At 42.8% G+C, this 18899-nt stretch carries 19 protein-coding genes, 1 tRNA gene and 1 pseudogene; 13 read left to right on the forward strand and 8 right to left on the reverse strand.

Annotated elements, in window-relative coordinates:
• Positions 1 to 70: 70 nt before the first annotated feature.
• Positions 71 to 1927 (reverse strand): ribonuclease catalytic domain-containing protein, encoded by a 1857-nt coding sequence (locus C4S39_RS13185; RefSeq protein ID WP_103967422.1) that lies wholly within the window; start codon positions 1925 to 1927, stop codon positions 71 to 73.
• A 296-nt stretch (positions 1928 to 2223) separates the two neighbouring features.
• The gene (locus tag C4S39_RS13195; protein WP_103967424.1) at positions 2224 to 2715 is read right to left on the reverse strand and encodes a DciA family protein; all 492 of its coding nucleotides are present in this window, start codon (positions 2713 to 2715) and stop codon (positions 2224 to 2226) included.
• 33 nt (positions 2716 to 2748) lie between these two features.
• On the opposite strand from C4S39_RS13195, the gene C4S39_RS13200 reads away from it, so the two are divergent.
• The 8 genes from C4S39_RS13200 (at position 2749) to C4S39_RS13235 (ending at position 10613) form a co-directional block, all read left to right on the forward strand.
• Positions 2749 to 3672, forward strand: coding sequence for a M23 family metallopeptidase (locus C4S39_RS13200; RefSeq protein ID WP_103967425.1), 924 nt, complete (start codon positions 2749 to 2751; stop codon positions 3670 to 3672).
• Between the two features lie 234 nt (positions 3673 to 3906).
• Positions 3907 to 6639 (forward strand): preprotein translocase subunit SecA, encoded by a 2733-nt coding sequence (secA, locus tag C4S39_RS13205; protein WP_103967426.1) that lies wholly within the window; start codon positions 3907 to 3909, stop codon positions 6637 to 6639.
• 220 nt (positions 6640 to 6859) lie between these two features.
• Entirely contained in the window at positions 6860 to 7468 is a 609-nt protein-coding gene (gene petA / locus C4S39_RS13210) for a ubiquinol-cytochrome c reductase iron-sulfur subunit (RefSeq protein WP_103967439.1), read from the forward strand.
• Complete coding sequence (locus C4S39_RS13215) at positions 7469 to 8716, forward strand: cytochrome b (RefSeq protein ID WP_103967427.1); 1248 nt, start codon at positions 7469 to 7471, stop codon at positions 8714 to 8716.
• 4 nt (positions 8717 to 8720) lie between these two features.
• Complete coding sequence (locus C4S39_RS13220) at positions 8721 to 9434, forward strand: cytochrome c1 (protein WP_103967428.1); 714 nt, start codon at positions 8721 to 8723, stop codon at positions 9432 to 9434.
• 48 nt (positions 9435 to 9482) lie between these two features.
• Positions 9483 to 10082, forward strand: a complete 600-nt coding sequence (locus C4S39_RS13225) for a glutathione S-transferase N-terminal domain-containing protein (protein ID WP_103967429.1) — start codon at positions 9483 to 9485, stop codon at positions 10080 to 10082.
• Positions 10079 to 10501, forward strand: a complete 423-nt coding sequence (locus C4S39_RS13230; protein ID WP_103967430.1) for a ClpXP protease specificity-enhancing factor — start codon at positions 10079 to 10081, stop codon at positions 10499 to 10501. The genes C4S39_RS13225 and C4S39_RS13230 overlap by 4 nt, the downstream gene beginning before the upstream one ends.
• A 36-nt stretch (positions 10502 to 10537) precedes the next feature.
• Positions 10538 to 10613, forward strand: a tRNA-Thr gene (locus C4S39_RS13235).
• Between the two features lie 221 nt (positions 10614 to 10834).
• On the opposite strand, the gene C4S39_RS13240 is transcribed toward C4S39_RS13235, so the two are convergent.
• The 4 genes and pseudogenes from C4S39_RS13240 to C4S39_RS13255 all read right to left on the reverse strand — a co-directional run bounded on the left by C4S39_RS13240 (position 10835) and on the right by C4S39_RS13255 (position 13296).
• Positions 10835 to 11050: a hypothetical protein gene (locus C4S39_RS13240; protein ID WP_103967431.1), complete on the reverse strand. Its 216-nt coding sequence runs from the start codon at positions 11048 to 11050 to the stop codon at positions 10835 to 10837.
• A gap of 341 nt (positions 11051 to 11391) precedes the next feature.
• Positions 11392 to 11934 (reverse strand): hypothetical protein, encoded by a 543-nt coding sequence (locus C4S39_RS13245; protein ID WP_181023832.1) that lies wholly within the window; start codon positions 11932 to 11934, stop codon positions 11392 to 11394.
• A gap of 228 nt (positions 11935 to 12162) precedes the next feature.
• Positions 12163 to 12324: pseudogene (locus tag C4S39_RS13250) on the reverse strand (transposase); the annotation flags it as partial.
• A gap of 111 nt (positions 12325 to 12435) precedes the next feature.
• A complete protein-coding gene (locus tag C4S39_RS13255) occupies positions 12436 to 13296 on the reverse strand; it encodes an MBL fold metallo-hydrolase (protein ID WP_103967432.1) in 861 nt (286 codons plus the stop codon).
• Positions 13297 to 13391: 95 nt separating this feature from the next.
• Between C4S39_RS13255 and C4S39_RS13260 the strand changes: the two genes are divergently transcribed.
• From C4S39_RS13260 to C4S39_RS13280, 5 genes are all read left to right on the forward strand, one after another.
• A complete protein-coding gene (locus tag C4S39_RS13260) occupies positions 13392 to 13853 on the forward strand; it encodes a YeeE/YedE family protein (protein WP_258039451.1) in 462 nt (153 codons plus the stop codon).
• Positions 13854 to 13885: 32 nt separating this feature from the next.
• The gene (locus C4S39_RS13265) at positions 13886 to 14302 is read left to right on the forward strand and encodes a DUF6691 family protein (RefSeq protein ID WP_103967433.1); all 417 of its coding nucleotides are present in this window, start codon (positions 13886 to 13888) and stop codon (positions 14300 to 14302) included.
• A gap of 103 nt (positions 14303 to 14405) precedes the next feature.
• On the forward strand, positions 14406 to 14732 hold the full coding sequence (locus tag C4S39_RS13270) for an ArsR/SmtB family transcription factor (protein WP_103967434.1): 327 nt from the start codon (positions 14406 to 14408) through the stop codon (positions 14730 to 14732).
• Between the two features lie 126 nt (positions 14733 to 14858).
• Positions 14859 to 16463, forward strand: a complete 1605-nt coding sequence (locus C4S39_RS13275; RefSeq protein WP_103967435.1) for a bifunctional protein tyrosine phosphatase family protein/NAD(P)/FAD-dependent oxidoreductase — start codon at positions 14859 to 14861, stop codon at positions 16461 to 16463.
• A 6-nt stretch (positions 16464 to 16469) separates the two neighbouring features.
• Complete coding sequence (locus C4S39_RS13280; protein WP_103967436.1) at positions 16470 to 17300, forward strand: sulfite exporter TauE/SafE family protein; 831 nt, start codon at positions 16470 to 16472, stop codon at positions 17298 to 17300.
• Between the two features lies 1 nt (position 17301).
• Here C4S39_RS13280 and C4S39_RS13285 read toward each other — a convergent pair whose 3' ends face one another.
• Both C4S39_RS13285 and C4S39_RS13290 read right to left on the reverse strand, forming a co-directional pair.
• The gene (locus tag C4S39_RS13285) at positions 17302 to 17949 is read right to left on the reverse strand and encodes an MT-A70 family methyltransferase (RefSeq protein WP_103967437.1); all 648 of its coding nucleotides are present in this window, start codon (positions 17947 to 17949) and stop codon (positions 17302 to 17304) included.
• 2 nt (positions 17950 to 17951) lie between these two features.
• Entirely contained in the window at positions 17952 to 18542 is a 591-nt protein-coding gene (locus C4S39_RS13290) for a BglII/BstYI family type II restriction endonuclease (RefSeq protein ID WP_103967438.1), read from the reverse strand.
• Positions 18543 to 18899 lie beyond the last annotated feature (357 nt).

The following is an 18899-nucleotide window of genomic DNA, read 5'->3' on the forward strand; positions in this document are numbered from 1 at the left end:
GGGTTGCAGTATTTTAGGGGATAGCTTTTTGCTTGTCGCATGGCTCATTAAGTTTCTGTATAAGTAAATCTCATACATCCTGCTTGTGCAAGAATTCTGCATGCAAAGTCCGCTCCAGTAAATCTATTTCGGATAATTTAAGTTTGACGTAAGTATTTGGCGCTATTTCCGGTAGTGAAGGAATTCGCATAATAAAAGGAATATGGTCAAATTTTACTAAATTTTCCTTAATAACCTGAGCATCGATAGTGTGAATACTTTCTTGCAGCAACCAGCGCAAGCACCAGTAACGTTCCATTGCTCGTTGAAATTCCCCATAAATACTATAAATCATTTCAAAATCGCGCATCGCAATTAAAAGCTTGTCGCTATTTTTGAGGTAAAACGGTGGTTCATTACGTAATAGCGCAATGATTTGCCGTTGGTTGATTAAATCCACATAGCGCCTCATGGGAGAACTGCTCCAGGCATATTGCGAGACCCCGAGTCCTTGATGCGGAGCGGGAGAAGTGCTCATTCTGACTTTTCCATTTGCCTGGCTGCGAAAAATACCTGTAATGCCCGCGTCAGCGAGCTGCTTGCCCCATTCCATATTGACATAAATCATCAATTCGGAGACTACCTTATCAATGGGAGATCCGCGTCTGCGTTCGCTGATTGTGACACGATTGTCTTTGATTTCAAAACTATAATCAATTTTGTCGCCATTGATATCGTTGGCTTTGCCACGTTGATTTTCCATTTTGCAGGCGAATTTCCATAGGAGGCTTAATTCCTGGTTAAAGGTATGTTGGAAATCTCCCTTGTTTAATGCGATCTCATTGAAGTGTTGCTCTAATTCGTTGTGACGCAAGTTTGCAATGATTTTTATTTTCTCGATCCGGCTTTCGGTTTTTATGACGGTAAAATCATCAGAAACGTCTAGGTATAATGAAAGTGCCGGACATACCGTATTTTCCGCGAGTGTAAAGTGATTGATGACTGCTTCCGGCAGCATGGTGATTTTGTTTCCGGGTAAATATACCGTCGATAATCGTGCGGCAGCGGTTTTATCAAGTGAAGAATCGGGGTCAATTCCAAGAGCAGGTGCGGCAATATGAATGCCAATGCGGAAACTTCCCAATGACAAGGGTGTGACGGAGAATGCATCATCAATTTCGGTCGTTGAGGCATCGTCTATACTGAACGCCGCTACATCTGTATAGGATAAATCGCTAATTTTACTAGCTGTCGGTTGTGAATCCAATTCATTAAAACCGATGCCAGAGGGAAAATGTTCATAGACAAATTGATTGAAATGATAATCGTGTGAACATGGGATGGCGCCACATTTTTCCATTAGCTTTACGGGAGTATGCCTGGTTTCGGCACAAACGGCTTCGAGAGCTTTCCACTCGATGGAATTTTTTTCTGGTTTGTAGAGCAATTGTGGGAGGCGCGGTTTAAATTCCTCGGGCAGAATGAACTGGTTAAGTTGCTCAACATAACGCGCTTGTTGTTCTGCTTGCAGGCGTTTTTTCTCCAGGCTGGCGAGGGCCGCTTTGAGTGCATCGGGCGGTGCTGCCTTGTAGCGCCCTTGCCCTTTTTTGTAAAAATACATCGGAGCATTTTGAAGCAGCATCAATGTGGCAGCAGCCTCAACCGGGCTGGGTGAGTATCCAAAGTAATCGGCAGCGAGCGTATTGCTGGCAAATTCGACTTCCTGTGCGCAGCACTCCCAAAGAAAATTGGGGTCCAATTCTTCAATGATTTTCTGGACATGGCTCATGAATTCGGATAGCGGTGGTGTATCGAATTTGAATAACACCGATGCGGTTTTAATCTTTGAGCGCTTGCCATGAATAGCCTCTATTTGTAGCGAGGTATTATTGTCAGCTAGTATGGTTCCTATTTTGAAGGTTCCAGCTTCTTCATAAAAAACATTCATAGGGTTTTTTTACGGTCAGTCGGATAATCGGAGCTAGACTGACACTTTGAGATTAAATCATCATCGGAAAAATAAAGGCCTTAACATACAGTTAATAGCCATTGCTTTAGCATGTATAAACCTGGTCAATATTTCCGCATTATATATGAGACGGTCACAGAATATAAAAATCAAGTAGACAATCGTGGATAAGAATAGTGCCGATTTCTCTAGGATATTGATTGGCGTGGGCAATTGATGCATGGGGTGTATCAGAATAATGAGCTTCGTTACATAGGGTTGATTCATCATTTGCATTACGTTTCTGGATCATTGTAATCAATTGAGTTGTCTTGATGCTTTCTTACGAAGAATTGGATGGTTTTTTTGAGTTCTGAATCTGACATCGTAGCAGCGAGCTGATTTAAGCATTCTTTGCCAGTCTGACTCAGCTTCAATTTTCTTTTACTATGTTCTTGCTTTTCAAGCGATCTTGAGTTTCTGAGTGAGTTATGTGCTTGCACCAATATTTGAAATGCAGTAACTTTCCAGCCACACTGCTGTAGCTTAATTAGCAGTGATGGTGAAATTTGCTTGAGTTTTGAAGCAACTGCGCCATTTTCTACCAGAATGGTTAACTTGCCGTCCTGAATTAGGCCCAGGCGACAATATTGTGTTAACTGCGCTGGAATGAGTTTAAAGAATACTAATTGGGCTTTATGCAATTGACGTGCTGATGAAAGCAGGCTTGCATATTCGGGCATTTTTCCCAGAAGATCAAGATATGAATCAACTTTAAGAGGAAGCATGGTTATTTAAAAAATATCCTGTGAGAATAAAGTATGAATATTATTTTTATTTCTAGTAATACGGAGCGAGCGCGCAAACTGACACTGACAAGATCGCGTATCATATTATTGTCAGGCATTTTTTCTATCATAGTTGTAATAGCGGCATTAGGGCTGAATTTTATTTCGCTGCGTTATGCTGACAAAATCGATGCTCCATTATTAAGGGCAGTTTTGGTTAATCCACAAGAGGAAAAACATCAAAAAATTCAAGCTCACCTGCAAGATAATCTGAACATTATGGCCAGTAAACTTGGGCATATGCAAGCGCAATTAATTCGCCTGGATGCCTTGGGTGAGCGCTTGGCAGAATCTTCAGGAATCAAATCACATGATTTTCTGTTTAAAGAAGTGCCGGGACAAGGCGGGCCGAGAAGTGGTCTCGATCTTGCGGCGAATGAGCTAACTGTTGGAGAGTTTGGCGATATGCTCCAGGAATTGTCCACTATGCTCGATGAAAGAGCGGATAAGCTGGGGGTTCTCGATTCGTTATTGCGTTATGGCAGGGTAACCAAATTTGTTTTACCTTCTGAAATGCCGGTTGAAACAGATTGGTATTCCTCCGGTTTTGGTTATCGGATTGACCCTTTTACCGGAAAGAAGGCATTTCATGAAGGTGTCGATTTTGCCGCAAAAACGGGTACACCGATAAAAGCTGCAGCCAGTGGAGTAGTGATCTATTCGGATCGCCATTCTGAATATGGTAATATGGTTGAGATTGATCATGGCGACGATTTGGTAAGTCGGTACGCGCATGCATCGAAGCGGATGGTGAAACTCGGGGAAGTTGTATTGCAGGGGCAGAAGATAGCTGAGGTTGGCAGTACCGGACGTTCTACCGGACCACATTTGCATTTTGAGATTCGACACAAAGATAAGCCGCAAAATCCAGCCAAATTTCTGAAAAAGCCAGGTTGAATCGAGCCTTATAGATCGTTGAAAAACTTTCTGGAAAGTGGATGCATGGCGAGAATAGGTGAAGGTATTCTTAATATCTGGAAGAACATTCCGCGGGCCCGTTTTCAGCACTACTCCGGATGGTTTCCCGGCAGCCTGTAATACTTTTCAGATATTTCGCAGAGCGAGAAAGAATTTCACGCTTCGTTTCTTAACAGATTGTTCAAATACGGAATCATTAGAGACTTATTATTTATGTTAGGTAATCTACTCAAGAAAATTTTCGGTAGCCGCAACGACCGAATGATTAAACAGTATTCTCAAGTCGTGCGTGCTATTAATGAAATGGAGCCGGTCATTTCAGGGTTATCCGATGATGATTTACGTGCCAAAACGGATAAATTTAAGCAGCGTATCCAAAATGGGGAGGAGCTGAGCGATCTACTTCCGGAAGCATTCGCTGTTGTACGTGAAGCTGGTAAAAGGGTGTTACAAATGCGTCATTTTGACGTACAACTTATCGGCGGCATGGTGTTGCACGAAGGTAATATTGCAGAGATGCGTACCGGTGAGGGTAAAACTCTTATGGCAACTTTGCCAGCTTACCTGAATGCATTATCGGGTAATGGCGTGCATGTTGTTACCGTGAACGATTATCTGGCAAAACGTGACGCTGGTTGGATGGGGAAAATTTATCAGTTTCTTGGGTTGAGTGTCGGTGTTATTTATGGGCAGATGTCGTATGGTGATAAACAGGCTGCATATGCTGCGGATATAACCTATGGTACGAATAATGAATATGGATTCGATTATTTGCGCGACAATATGGTGACTCACACAAATGAGCGAGTGCAGCGCGTACTTAATTTTGCGATCGTGGATGAGGTGGATTCGATCTTGATTGACGAAGCACGCACACCATTAATCATTTCAGGGCAAGCGGAAGGTGATACAGAGATCTACGTACGTATCAATGCACTGATTCCCAAATTGATTCGCCAAGAAACGGAAGATAGTCCGGGTGATTATAGCGTCGATGAAAAATCTCATCAGGTTACATTAAGCGAATCTGGTTTTGAGCACGCTGAGAAATTATTGGCATCCGCTGGATTACTGAAATCAGGCACCAGTCTCTATGATCCGGCTAATATCAACTTGATTCATCACATAAACGCAGGTTTGCGCGCACATAGTTTATATTTTCTCGATCAACATTATGTTGTGCAAAATGATGAGGTGGTTATCGTTGATGAGTTTACCGGACGTTTGATGGCCGGCCGCCGTTGGTCCGATGGATTACATCAAGCTGTAGAAGCGAAAGAAGGGGTGGTTATTCAGAAAGAAAATCAGACACTGGCTTCAATTACTTTTCAGAATTATTTTCGTATGTACCAGAAGCTCTCTGGCATGACGGGAACAGCCGATACGGAAGCAGCCGAATTTCAACAAATCTATGGATTGGAGACGGTTATTATTCCGACGCATAAGCCAATGGTTCGTGATGATCGGATGGATTTAGTGTTTCGGACTACGAAAGAGAAAAATGAAGCTATTATTCAAGAAATCAAAGAATGTTATGAGCAAGGGCAGCCGGTACTGGTAGGTACGACATCCATTGAGAGTAATGAATTATTATCCAAGCTGCTGGAGCGAGAAAAGTTGCCGCATCAAGTTTTGAATGCCAAACAACATGCAAGTGAAGCAAGTATCGTTGCACAAGCTGGACGTCCTAAAATGGTTACAATTGCCACCAATATGGCAGGCCGTGGGACTGATATTGTACTGGGAGGGAATCCGGAACCGGAAATTGAGCGTATACGGCACGATGAAAAAATAAGCGAGGAAGTTAAGCTCAAGCAAATTAATGAAGTTTCGGAAAAATGGAAGGCCGTCCATGAAGAAGTTTTGAGAAATGGAGGGTTACATATTATCGGTACCGAGCGGCATGAGTCGCGTCGGGTCGATAATCAATTGCGCGGTCGGTCGGGCAGGCAGGGCGATTCGGGTTCCAGTCGCTTTTTTCTATCATTGGAAGATCCGCTGCTGCGCATATTTGCCTCTGATCGTGTCGCAAATATTATGACGCGCCTTAATATGCCAGAAGGGGAGGCTATCGAGCATCCCTGGGTTACAAAAGCTATTGAGAATGCGCAACGCAAAGTCGAAGCAAGAAATTTTGATATGCGTAAGCAATTGCTGGAATACGATGATGTCGCCAACGATCAGCGGCAAGTAATTTATCAGCAACGCAATGAGTTATTGGAAGCGGAACAGAATATTTCGGAGACTATCACAGCGATTCGTGAAAATGTATTGAGCGATTTATTCAATTTGTATATACCGCCACAGAGTGTTGAAGAACAATGGGATGTAACCGGACTTGAGAAAGCGCTTGCAACGGATTTTCAATTACATTTTCCATTGAAAAAATGGCTTGAACAACAGCCAGATTTGCATGAGGAAAGCTTGAGTCAGCGGATCATTGATCTGGCCAATGAGAAGTATCAGGAAAAAGTTGAGGCGGTTGGCGCCGAAATAATTCATCACTATGAGCGTGTTGTGATGTTGCAAATTCTAGATTCTCATTGGCGCGAGCATTTGGCGGCATTGGATCATTTGCGTCAGGGTATACATCTGCGTGGCTATGCACAAAAGAATCCAAAACAAGAATATAAGCGAGAAGCTTTCGGGCTCTTTACCAATATGCTCGAAGAAGTCAAAAGCGTAGTAACAAAGATACTAATGACAGTGCAAATAAAAAATGAACAGCAAGTGGAAGCAGTGACTGAGACACTGCGATCGCCAGAGAATGTGCAATATCACCATGATAATTATGCCGAAGTTTCAGGAGAAGAATCGAATCGCAGCAATATTCAAGCAGAAAAGAGTCAACCATTCGTGCGTGATAACGAGAAAATAGGGCGTAATCAACCATGTCCTTGTGGTTCCGGTAAAAAGTATAAACAATGTCACGGAAAGGTTAAGTAATTCTTTTGTAAATAATACACTTACAGCTTTGTTTGCTTGACTTTCAGCCAATACAATCTGTATCGAGTTTTCTATAATCCTTAAAATGATTGTGGTATACTGCGCGCTTTTGTAGCAGGCGTTAGCGGATAAATTAGCGGAAGTGATAGGGATTGGATAAGAATTTCATTTCTATTGATATGGTTACGTGAAAAAATTACTGATGGAATGATTGATTATGATGGCAGATAGTTTCAGCATAAATGAGAAGATGAGCGATAGAAGAAAGTTCTTGATCGCAGCGACTTCTGTGGCTGGTGGTGTAGCGGGCGCTGCGATAGCAACACCTTTTTTGTTAAGTATGATGCCGAGTGAACGAGCTAAAGCAGCAGGTGCGCCGGTAGAGGTAGATATATCAAAACTTGAGCCTGGTATGCTTCTGATGGTCGAGTGGAGAGGAAGAGTCGTGTGGGTGTTGAATCGTACGCCAGAGATGTTGGAAACCCTGGAAAAAGTAGAAGATGAATTGGCCGATCCAAATTCGGAGAAGAATCAGCAACCGGAATATGCAAAAAATCGTACACGATCAATCAAACCTGAAATACTGGTTACCGAGGGTGTTTGCACTCATTTAGGTTGCTCTCCTGTATTTAGGAAAGATATTGCTCCAGCAGATCTGGGACCTGATTGGCTGGGTGGTTTTTTCTGTCCGTGTCACGGTTCAAAATTTGATTTGGCGGGTCGCGTCTATAAGCATGTACCGGCTCCCACGAATATGGTTGTACCTCCTCATGTTTATTTGAGTGATAGTCGTCTTTTAATTGGATCTGAAAGCGAGGGATCTGCGTAAATGAGCAATATATTTAACTCCATGATTGAATGGATTGATAAGCGTTTTCCATTGACGTCTAACTGGAAAGCTCATCTTTCCGAATATTATGCTCCAAAGAATTTTAATTTCTGGTATTTCTTTGGTTCCTTGGCCTTACTGGTATTAGTTAATCAGTTAATTACCGGTATTTTTCTAACCATGAATTATAAACCGGATGCCAGTCAGGCTTTTGCGTCGGTTGAATATATCATGCGTGATGTGGATTATGGTTGGCTAATCCGGTATATGCATTCTACGGGTGCATCGATGTTCTTTGTCGTGGTTTATCTACATATGTTCCGTGGCATGCTATATGGTTCATATCGTAAACCGCGGGAGCTTCTGTGGTTAATAGGTATGTGTATATTCTTTGTGCTGATGAGCTTAGCCTTTACCGGATATATTTTGCCATGGGGGCAGATGTCTTACTGGGGCGCGCAAGTAATTGTCAGTATGTTTGGAGCGATTCCGGTAATTGGTGAAACGCTTCAACAATGGCTTTTGGGTGATTTCACCCTTTCTGATGCAGCGCTTAATCGTTTTTTTGCTTATCACGTCGTAACGTTGCCATTGGTGTTGCTGGTTTTAGTATTTGTGCATATTCTTGCCTTACACGAAACCGGATCAAATAATCCGGATGGGATTGAGATAAAAGAAAATAAAAACCCTTCCACCGGAATTCCTGTTGACGGCATACCATTCCATCCCTATTACACGGTTAAGGATATTGTAGGTGTTGTAGTGTTTTTGATTGTTTTCTGCGGGATTATTTTCTTTGCTCCTGAAATGGGTGGATATTTCCTGGAATATAATAATTTTATACCTGCCAATACATTACAAACCCCTGATCACATTGCACCCGTTTGGTATTTCACCCCTTATTATTCAATGCTGCGTGCTGTTACTGTGAACTTTCTGGGAATAGACGCTAAATTATGGGGTGTAATATTGATGGCGGGATCAGTGGTAATTTTCTGTTTCTTGCCATGGTTGGATAGAAGTCCTGTTAAATCGGTGCGCTATAAAGGCCCTTATTTTAAGATCGCTTTAACATTGTTTGTTATCAGCTTTTTCGTATTAGGCTGGTTGGGTACGAAATCACCAACTCCCTTGTATACCTTGTTAGCGCAAATCTTTACCGTGATATATTTTGCATTTTTTGTTTTGATGCCATGGTACAGCAAGATTGATAAAACCAAACCTGAGCCAAAAAGACTACAAGAGTAAAAAAATGAAGAAAATAACCATTGTTGCTATATTAATCTTATGCATAGTTCCGTTCAGTGTGCGCGCTGCTGAATCTGGCATGCCGCTAGAGCGAGCTCTAGTAGACATCACTGACAATGCTTCTTTGCAACGCGGTGCCGAGAGCTTTGTTAATTTTTGTTTGACATGCCATGGCGCAAGTTATATGCGTTATAACCGTCACCGTGATATCGGATATACGAATGAAGAAATACTTGAAAAAATGGTTCATACAGGACAGAAAGTGGGTGACTTGATGTTATCTGCTATGCGTAGGAAAGAGGGTGAGGAATGGTTTGGTGTAGCTCCACCTGATCTGTCGGTTATAGCTCGATCAAGAGGGGCTGACTGGTTATATACTTATTTAAAAGCTTTTTATCGTGACGATACGACAGGAACTGGATGGAATAATTTGGTATTTGATCGCGCCGCGATGCCTCACGTACTTTATCAGCTGCAAGGTGAGCAAAAACTAGAAGTAAATGGCGATCAGAGGAGCCTGATTCTGGATAAACCAGGTCAGATGACTGCGGTAGAATTTGATAAATTTGTAGGTGATTTAGTGAATTATATGGTTTATTTGGGTGAACCACATGCCGGCGTGCGGAAAGAATTAGGTATTAAAGTGATACTTTTTTTGCTGGGCATGTTGGCATTATCTTACTTCTTGAAGAAAGAATATTGGAGAGATATTCACTGACGTCGTTTGCCACAGATATAAAATATTCAGAGTCAGAGAATCATAATTATGATGACGTTATATTCAACAATTACTTGCCCGTATAGTCATCGTTGCAGAATTGTATTGCACGAGAAAGATATGGATTTCCAGGTAATTGATGTCGATCCTAATAATAAATCAGAAGACTTGGCGGTTATGAGTCCGTACGGGAAAGCACCGGTGCTGGTGGAACGCGATCTAGTATTGTATGAATCAAACATTATTAATGAATACATCGATGATCGTTTTCCGCACCCCCAGTTGATGCCAGCTGATCCGGTTATGCGTGCTCGTGCACGGCTATTACTGTATCGTTTTGAGGAAGAGCTGTTTTGTCACATTGATGCTTTTGAAAATGCAGATCAAAAAATAGTGGATAAAGCTCGAACCGTTATATCCGATAACCTCACGATCATCTCACCAATTTTTGAGAAGCAAAAGTTCATGTTAGGCGATGAATTTTCCATGCTTGATGTTGCGATAGCGCCGTTGCTTTGGCGTTTAGAGCATTTTGGAATTCGCCTCCCAAAACAAGCAGCACCATTGCTAAAATATTCTGAAAGATTGTTCAGTCGACCACTATTTATTGATGCATTGTCAGCTTCAGAGAAAGTGATGCGGAAATGACAATTAACTCAACAAAGCCCTATTTAGTTCGTTCAATTTATGATTGGTGTATAGACAGTGGATTTACGCCTTATATATCGGTCCAAGCATTTCCCGAATTAAATGTTCCAAAGGAATATATTAAACAAAATGAAATCGTTTTTAATATAAATATAAACGCTGTTAACGAACTTATTATTAATAATAATATTGTAGGCTTTACTGCAAGATTTAATGGTGTGGAAAGAAAACTCGAGATACCAATTAATGCGATTAATAGCATCTTTGCTAAGGAAGTGAATCAAGGTATTGCATTTTCTGATGAAAGAAAAGAAAACCAGGAAGTTATGAATACGTTTAGAAATAGTAATTCAAATCAAGATTCTGAATTACTGCAGGAAAAGAAGACACGCAAACCGAAACTTAAGGTAATCAAATAAATCTATTAATTTGAGCCCTTTCTTACCGAATTAATTGCCGGCATAGCTCAGATGGTAGAGCAGCTGATTTGTAATCAGAAGGTCCCGAGTTCGATTCTTGGTGTCGGCACCATAAAAAAACAATGAGTTATATAAGTATCTTTAAAGTGGTCTATGCGTATTGCTGCCATATTGCTACTTTGTGTCATAAAACAATAAACCCGCCATTCTGACGGGTTAGTGTATTCCCTCATTAGGGAATCATCTCATCCACCATTGATGGTTGTAGACTTAGCAGGGAAAGGAATTACTTTGCACTTGGCGATAGACTCACCAAGTATTGGCGTATTTCTTTTATCCTGCATACTGGATCGCCAAAAGGGCATACATGACCGGCAACACGCATTTCTGCTTCTGTGCTGTTATCAATGAAGTCTCGAATTTCCTTAAGCGCCGCCTGCGAGCATGATTCTCGATCATTGCTGGCGTGAGATGAGTTACTTGTGGTGTTGATACTGATTTGGTTTTGCGGGTGCGACGTGGGGACGTACTTTTGGATTGATCGGCCATGATGGCCTCCTTGTTGATTTGCTCAATATTCGCCTCCTGTTCAGAGAGGCGGCCAAGTACTTGAACACCGCAACAAGATGACTGGTAACTTTCCCGATTTACACCGGTATTTTATCGATACCCACTACTCGGCCAGAAACAAAATTTGGACGCAAAAAAACTACGACTATCGGGCGCGTGGCATTCCGCTTGTTGAAGTGTGTTAAGCACTTGATTAAAAGGATAAGTATGAGTTGATAGGGGGTGTCAAATTATTCTTAAGGTAAAAAGGAAATTAAGCTTTTCAATATTCCTTTTCTCTCTAAAGTAGTACCAAATAAGTCCCCTCATATTTGCTCCCGTTAATCTTTCTGATTACCCCTGTTTTGACCTTTTCCTTGGTCATGCTTATCTCGTTTTTTATAACCACGATCTTCATGCTTATCGCTCTGATAGTTTCCATTCATACCTGAACGATCTTCATTTCTTCGTTCTGGATGTTTTCTGCGGTTATCGCTATAGTCATCTCGACGCTGTCCTGATCCATAGTGCTCAAAATGATTACTCTGGCTCTGATAATGTGGTACATATACACCGTTGTACCAACTCTCCTGAATAAAATACACGGGTTGATTGCAAGCGTTATAACGATAGCAATGCTTATTCCACTTCTTAGCATGACCTGGTGGTACATGAAGATAAATTGGTTGTTGTTGAACAGTGATAGCAGGTGGTATAGCTATAACAGGATTGGGGTAAATTACTTGAGGTCTGGGATAGTGACTGCCCAAATTAATTTGACCATAAAAACCTGGTTGTCCGATGCTGATTGAAACACCAAGATCACTGGCTAATGCAGGTGAAGAAATGACTGAAATCGATATTGCCAATAAAAAATATTTCATTTGAATGCCTCAAAATTAATAATGAACTCAATTAAATAAACGGCATAAAATTATAATTCCTGAAGGATGGTTGCTGTAGAAATTTGACTAGGCTCCGCTAATACCGTTTTCCGTTTCTAGCAAATTCATTTTCTTTACCAATATTTGAGATTGGATTTACTTTGCTTCTCTATATCGGTGTTAGCCCAAAGTCATTAATCAAGTTTATTAGACGACAATTACCCTGTCCTGATCAGCTTCATCCGCCTGGTATTCCCTGATCCACCTCCTCAGCATATTGGCACTGATTTCCAGGCTTCGAGATACTTCCGATGTCGTATGGTCCTGATCCAATACCAGACCGACTGCATCTAATTTTAATTCCTTTGTGTATTGCTTTCTTGCTGTCATTTTCTTCCTCCAATTAAGCTATTTTCTCTTAACTGGACTGTCCGGTTTCATTAAACCAGATCACGAAGAGGTGGTATTTTCTCGAATACAATGGAATCTAAATATCACGCATCAAATTAAGTTAATCGGTATTTTGAAGTATGCAACACCATTAGATTCAACTGGCGGTAGTTTGCCGCCTCTGATGTTTATTTGTATTGCGGGTAGCAGCAAATTCGGCATTTCTAGCGTTGCGTCACGTTCAGTGCGCATCTTTACAAATTCGTCTTCGGTGACCCCGGTATGGACGTGAATATTGTGCGCTCGTTGTTCAGCGACCGTACTTTCCCATTTTTCCGGGCGTTTGGTGGGAGGGTAATCGTGGCACATCAATAGACGGGTTTCCGGTGGGAATGCCAGTATTTTTTGAATGGATTTAAACAACTGGCGGGCATCGCCGCCCGGAAAATCTGCACGCGCGGTGCCGACATCAGGCATAAAGAGCGTGTCGCCCACAAAGATTACATCGTTGATTCGATATGCGATGTCGGCGGGCGTGTGGCCTGATACTGCAATCGCTTTGGCTGTAATTTTTCCGATCTGAAACAACTCGCCGTCAGAAAACAAATGGTCGAAATGATGGCCGTCAGGAATGAATTCATCGCCAAAGTTAAAAATTTTTTTGAATGTTTTTTGAACTGCAGGAATATTTTGACCAATACCAATTTTCCCACCTAGTTGATTCTTAAGGTAATCGGCTGATGACAAATGATCCGCATGTGCATGTGTTTCTAGAATCCACTGGACCGAAAGACGTTGAGCATGAATAAATGCGATTAGCTTGTCGGCATTATGGGTGAGGGTTTTTCCAGCCTTGGGGTCGTAATCCAGTACGGGATCAATAATGGCGCAACGGCCTCCCGCTTCATCAAAAATAACATAGCTGATAGTCTGCGTTACGGTATCAAAAAATGCTTGTATGGTGGGGTTCATTTTATTCTCCGGGTTGTTTTTCAGATAAAGTTATTATTGAAAATAGTACAAATATAGGAATTATTATATTTTAATATATACTATATAATGGTCTAATGACATTATTTTTTTCAGTGCAGGAGGTGCATATTAATTATCTGGATTTATTACCATGGCAAGCTGTAGCAGGAGGGCTCGCAATAGGTTTTGCGGTGACAATATTATTACTGTTTAATGGACGTATAGCTGGAATATCCGGAATTATAGGCGGTTTATTCCGTTTACAAAAAGGAGATATCGGTTGGCGTATCGCCTTTATTTCGGGGTTGGTTTTATCGATAACCATTTGGAAGATTTTTTTCGCTCTACCGGAGATACGGATTGATACCAGTCATTGGATGTTGCTATTAGCCGGCTTATTAGTTGGATACGGAACACGATTGGGCTCCGGGTGTACAAGTGGTCATGGGGTTTGTGGATTATCGCGAGGATCAATTCGCTCTTTTGCAGCAACTGCAATATTTATACTGACGGCTATGCTGACAGTTTATGTGGTAAGACATGTGATTGCCAATTAGTTTAAATGGCTGCGAATAATGGAGGATATCAAATGGTTGGCTTGATGGCGTGGGTGTCTGGAATCGTATTCGGATTGGGAATTATTTTATCCGGCATGGTTAATCCGGCAATTGTATTGGCTTTTCTTGATATAACGGGTCGCTGGGATGCTTCGCTGATAGGGGCGATGGCTGGCGCGGTCGCTGTAAGCTCAATAGCTTTTGCGATTGCAAAGAAACAAAAGAAAAGCTATTTGGGCGGATACATCCAGATACCGAGTGTTACCAAAATCGATACGCGCTTGATATTAGGTGGAATTGTATTCGGGATCGGCTGGGGAATAGCGGGAATTTGCCCCGGGCCAGCGTTAGTGCTGGTGGGATCGGGCAATCAGGAAGCCATTATCTTCCTGATAGCAATGTTATGCGGGATGGGAATTTTCGAAATTATGCAGCGGAAACGTCAATAAGTTTACTGACAATTGCTATAAAATAAATTAGGATTAATATCCTTGTCATCATAGTTGAATTTCGGGGCCTCGAATAATTAATTACACTAAAGTATGATAAAACATGAAAACACAACCAGTTTTAAACGATATGGCAGCATTACACACATCGGCTGCAGCGGCCTGTGCATTGCTGAAGATCCTCGCTAATGAAGATCGATTGCTCATTTTATGCGAACTTAGCCAGGGAACACGGAATGTGGGTGAACTGGAAGAATTGTTGGACATTCATCAACCCACTTTATCGCAACAGCTTACCGTGTTGCGTGAAGAAAATCTGGTTTCGACAGAACGAAGAGGTAAGTACATATACTATAGTCTAGCAAGCTCGGAGGCCATTCAAATCATGGAGACTTTATTCAATCTCTACTGCAAGAAACATTCTGCCTGAAAGACTGAAGATTGGTTGTAGTGCGGTTGTAGTGCTTATGGGTCTTTTTTTGCGACAGATTCTTATACCAATAAAGTCTTTGTATGATACCAATTCTCGGGTTAATAAAGGAGGCTAGGCATATCCATGGATATTGTTAAACTGGATCACCAGTTTTCAGTAAGTGGTCAGATTAGTATTGATGACATCAGTAAAGTTGCTGCAGCTGGTTACAAATCCATCATTTGTAATCGTCCGGATTATGAAGGGGGCGAGAGTCAGCCACATAGCGAAGCGTTGGAAGCAATGGCTAAAGCTCTGGGCGTTACCTTTATTTATCTGCCTGTCAAAATGGGCGCCGTGCCTGCCGAACGTGTTGAAGCTTTTCAGAAACTAATGGTTGAGTTGCCTAAGCCGGTTCTGGCGTTTTGTAACTCCGGCAGGCGTGCAGCTGCTTTACACGAGATGGCCCGGCAAAGTACCAGCGATAAAGTGAAGGTGCAGGATTCGGTGATCGATGCCTGCAATTGGGGGAATGCTTTCGATGTGGTTGTTATTGGCGGTGGCTCGGCGGGTATCGGGGTGACCGCCAGTCTGCTCAAACGGCGGCCAACCTTGCGCATTGCAATTATCGAACCCAGTGACCATCACTATTATCAACCTGCCTGGACGCTGGTGGGTGCAGGCGCATACGATATTGCTGAAACGGTAAAGCCGATGCGGGATGTGATTCCAAAAAACGCGGAGTGGATACAGGCATCCGCAGCTGTGTTTGATCCGGAGCAAAACAAAGTGCATCTGGATGATGGGCGGGTAATCGGCTACCGGCAGTTGATTGTATGCCCTGGCATCCGGACCGCATGGGAAAAGATTGAAGGATTGGAAGAAACGCTGGGTAAAAATGGTGTCACCTCGAATTATTGTCATGATCTGGCGCCTTATACCTGGGAATTGGTACAGGGGCTTAAATCCGGGAAAGCGATTTTCACCCAGCCACCCATGCCTATCAAATGCGCCGGTGCGCCTCAGAAAGCCATGTATCTTTCCTGTGATCACTGGCTGCAAGCGGGTTGTCTCGAAAACATAAGCGTTGAGTTTGATACGGCGGGCGCTGTGCTGTTTGGCGTGGCTGATTTTGTTCCATCCCTGATGGAGTACGTTAGGCGTTATCATGCAAAACTGGTATTTAATTCCAATCTGGTCAAAGTGGACGGAATGCAGAAAATTGCCTACTTTGAAATTAAAGATGCGAATGGTACGGTGATTCGCGAAGCAAAACCCTTTGATTTTCTGCATGTAACGCCGCCTCAAATGGCGCCGGACTTTTTGCGCGATAGTCCTTTGGCGGATGCCGGGGGTTTTTGCAAGGTGAATGAGAAGACACTGCAGCATACCGATTATGCGAATATATTTTCCTTGGGAGATGCATGTTCTTCACCGAATACAAAAACCGCTGCAGCTGCCAGAAAGCAAATCGTTGTGGTGGCCGAGAATCTGCTGGCGGAAAAAGAAGACCGGGAATTTACAGCCTTTTACGACGGTTATGGCGCATGTCCGCTGACTGTGGAAAACGGTAAGGTAGTTCTGGCTGAATTTGGTTTCGGTGGAAAATTATTGTCCACATTCCCATTGAATCCTACCGTGCCGAGTAAGTTCTACTGGTTTCTCAAGAAAACCGTTTTTCCATGGATTTATTGGAATGGCATGTTAAAAGGCAAGGAGTGGCTTGCCCATCCTCGCAAGCTACGCTGAGCTGGCGTGGAAATATTGTTAGCCAGCATACTGCTTGGCGCCTGCACCGGCGCTGTACTTGCGCTGACTGGTGCAGGCGGAACGATAATTGCAGTGCCCCTGCTCATCTTCGGATTGCATTTTACTGTTGCCGAATCCGCTCCGATCGCTTTGCTCGCAGTGTGCGTGTCATCAACGATTGGCGCGCTTATGGCGCTGCGGCAGGGAAGGGTGCGTTACCGCGCGGCAGGGTTTATTGCGATTACCGGAATACTGGTAGCGCCCGCCGGAATATGGCTGGCGCAGAAGCTGCCGAATGCGCCTTTGACGGTGTTATTTGCGCTGGTTTTGTTTTATGTTGCGGTGAATATGTTGCGGCAAAGCGCGCAACCGATGGCTGAAGCAAGGGATGCGGCAAATCCGCAATCCGATCCTGCTGCCATTCCCTGTCGGCTGGAATACGAACGCGGTCGCTTGATATGGGGCTGGCCGTGTGTTCGTGCGCTGGGTTATTCAGGCATCGCCACCGGATTTATATCAGGCTTGCTGGGTGTCGGCGGTGGCTTTGTGGTTGTTCCGGCGCTGAAAAGAGCCACCAATCTTCCGATGCAATCCATACTGGCGACATCGCTGGCCGTCATCGCGCTTATTTCTGCAGTGGGTGTTGCTTCGGCAACTGTTCTGGGCACGATGAATTGGCCGGTTGCGCTGCCTTTTGCCGCCGGCGCATTGACTGGCATGTTGATAGGGCGTGCTATTGCCGGCTATCTTGCGCCTTCAAGGCTACAGCAGGGATTTGCCGTCGTTTCAATGGGTATAGCGGTGTGGATGATTTTGCGGTTATTTTGGATAAGTTAATTTATAGCAGCGTGCGCTGTTTAAAAGGAACAATATTTGCTTGTGAGTGGTTAGAATATGTATCCCAATCCGGGGTGTATTCACGAGACTGATTGCCCCACACAAACCAACTCTTTCTTGGCCCTCTTGAGAAAAGCTCAATATATGGACCCGGACTACAAGATTCTATGATTTGATATTGCTCATCGGGTTTTCTACTGTGTTCTCTTTTTTGGGATGAGATGATGTTTTCTTGACTTCTTCCCGGCTGCAACGTGCGTGCGCTTTTTCCTCTCACTCCGAACAGAATCATCTCGGTCACATTCCGGAAGTAGAAACCGACGCCTCTTCTATCTGGGCCACCATCTTTTCTAATTTTGTACCAGATTAAGTTGGTCTTATATGTAAACCCCCAATGTTCCATTACTTGCAGCCCATCGGCGAGCAAAGCATTTGGAACCCATAGATAAAGATGCGCTGTATTTTCCACAATGGCTTCCACAGGAAGATCTTTAATTTCTTGTAGAGTCATGGTTGGGTATCGTGAAAGACGCTTGTGTTCAGGAGCCATTTTCCCTGTTCTGTTTTTAAACTGCCATGGTGGATCAGCCAATACAGTTGAGAACTTCCGTTTTCCTACCTCTTCCAATAAATCATCAGATGCTCCCACTTTTATTCATCCTCCACATAGAGTGATTTTGAAATTCCCAGTACTAGCAAAGGGCAACCAGCACCACTTCCGCCCTTGATGCGTGGTAGAAGCTTGCTCATATGTGTCGTTGATGCACCATATGAACTTCCTCTACCGAGATCATTAAAAATATCCTGAAGATCATCGCATCGTGTAATTATAACGCCAACGCTAATTGCTCTTAGATCGAAAAGCAATCTGAAATTGTTCAAGTCTCGATCATAAAATGGATCTTTATTATTCCATTCGATTTCCAGCGCTACACGATTTCTGAAACAATCAACTCTATGAGTGGGCGTATCTATAGTATTCTGGTCAACAACTACTTGTGTTTTAAATTCTTTCTCAATCCAGTTGCGTCTATATAGAAAACTATCTATAAATTTAGAAACTTGAGATTTGCTTCCACCGGAATTGGTAATCCAGCTTTTATTTAAGCGGAAAGCAGTTAGAACCGCCAAAATATCATCCCATTCTTTAGGAAAATCTACTTTCAGGATTGCGCAAGCATGCTTCCACTCATGGACTTCATAGTTTTGCCTGATAAACTCAGGAAGCAGTTCAGTGCTCATTTATTTTTCATTAGGTTATTCAATCAACATAAAAGTTAACGGATAGCAATATGAAAGAGTCGATCTCTCTGTTAAATAATTGGCTAGTCCGATCTGCAGAGTAGGCTTCGTTTTGAGTGCTCTACCAATGTCGAACTTGGTCGCTTTCTGCAACCAAACATAAGGATCAAGGTAGTCGGGTATAATCAAGAACGGTTATTTCAACAATATCAATCACCAGTACTTTCTCAGTCTGCTTACAGCAAAGGACTACGATAATGATCTATGGCCTGTTAACACTACCTAAGTGCTTCGACGATAAGAGCGAAATGGATGAATGAGAGAAAGATGATATCCAGTTTGTCGAATCTGGAGAAT

Source organism: Nitrosomonas ureae (assembly GCF_900108305.1).
GTDB lineage: Bacteria > Pseudomonadota > Gammaproteobacteria > Burkholderiales > Nitrosomonadaceae > Nitrosomonas > Nitrosomonas ureae_B.

Excerpts from the sequence above, each read along its gene's own strand:
- C4S39_RS13185 (WP_103967422.1), bottom strand. The coding sequence starts at position 1,927 with ATGAATGTTTTTTATGAAGAAGCTGGAACCTTCAAAATAGGAACCATA.
- C4S39_RS13195 (WP_103967424.1), bottom strand. The coding sequence starts at position 2,715 with ATGCTTCCTCTTAAAGTTGATTCATATCTTGATCTTCTGGGAAAAATG.
- C4S39_RS13200 (WP_103967425.1), top strand. The coding sequence starts at position 2,749 with ATGAATATTATTTTTATTTCTAGTAATACGGAGCGAGCGCGCAAACTG.
- secA (WP_103967426.1), top strand. The coding sequence starts at position 3,907 with ATGTTAGGTAATCTACTCAAGAAAATTTTCGGTAGCCGCAACGACCGA.
- petA (WP_103967439.1), top strand. The coding sequence starts at position 6,860 with ATGGCAGATAGTTTCAGCATAAATGAGAAGATGAGCGATAGAAGAAAG.
- C4S39_RS13215 (WP_103967427.1), top strand. The coding sequence starts at position 7,469 with ATGAGCAATATATTTAACTCCATGATTGAATGGATTGATAAGCGTTTT.
- C4S39_RS13220 (WP_103967428.1), top strand. The coding sequence starts at position 8,721 with ATGAAGAAAATAACCATTGTTGCTATATTAATCTTATGCATAGTTCCG.
- C4S39_RS13225 (WP_103967429.1), top strand. The coding sequence starts at position 9,483 with ATGATGACGTTATATTCAACAATTACTTGCCCGTATAGTCATCGTTGC.
- C4S39_RS13230 (WP_103967430.1), top strand. The coding sequence starts at position 10,079 with ATGACAATTAACTCAACAAAGCCCTATTTAGTTCGTTCAATTTATGAT.
- C4S39_RS13240 (WP_103967431.1), bottom strand. The coding sequence starts at position 11,050 with ATGGCCGATCAATCCAAAAGTACGTCCCCACGTCGCACCCGCAAAACC.
- C4S39_RS13245 (WP_181023832.1), bottom strand. The coding sequence starts at position 11,934 with ATGAAATATTTTTTATTGGCAATATCGATTTCAGTCATTTCTTCACCT.
- C4S39_RS13255 (WP_103967432.1), bottom strand. The coding sequence starts at position 13,296 with ATGAACCCCACCATACAAGCATTTTTTGATACCGTAACGCAGACTATC.
- C4S39_RS13260 (WP_258039451.1), top strand. The coding sequence starts at position 13,392 with ATGACATTATTTTTTTCAGTGCAGGAGGTGCATATTAATTATCTGGAT.
- C4S39_RS13265 (WP_103967433.1), top strand. The coding sequence starts at position 13,886 with ATGGTTGGCTTGATGGCGTGGGTGTCTGGAATCGTATTCGGATTGGGA.
- C4S39_RS13270 (WP_103967434.1), top strand. The coding sequence starts at position 14,406 with ATGAAAACACAACCAGTTTTAAACGATATGGCAGCATTACACACATCG.
- C4S39_RS13275 (WP_103967435.1), top strand. The coding sequence starts at position 14,859 with ATGGATATTGTTAAACTGGATCACCAGTTTTCAGTAAGTGGTCAGATT.
- C4S39_RS13290 (WP_103967438.1), bottom strand. The coding sequence starts at position 18,542 with ATGAGCACTGAACTGCTTCCTGAGTTTATCAGGCAAAACTATGAAGTC.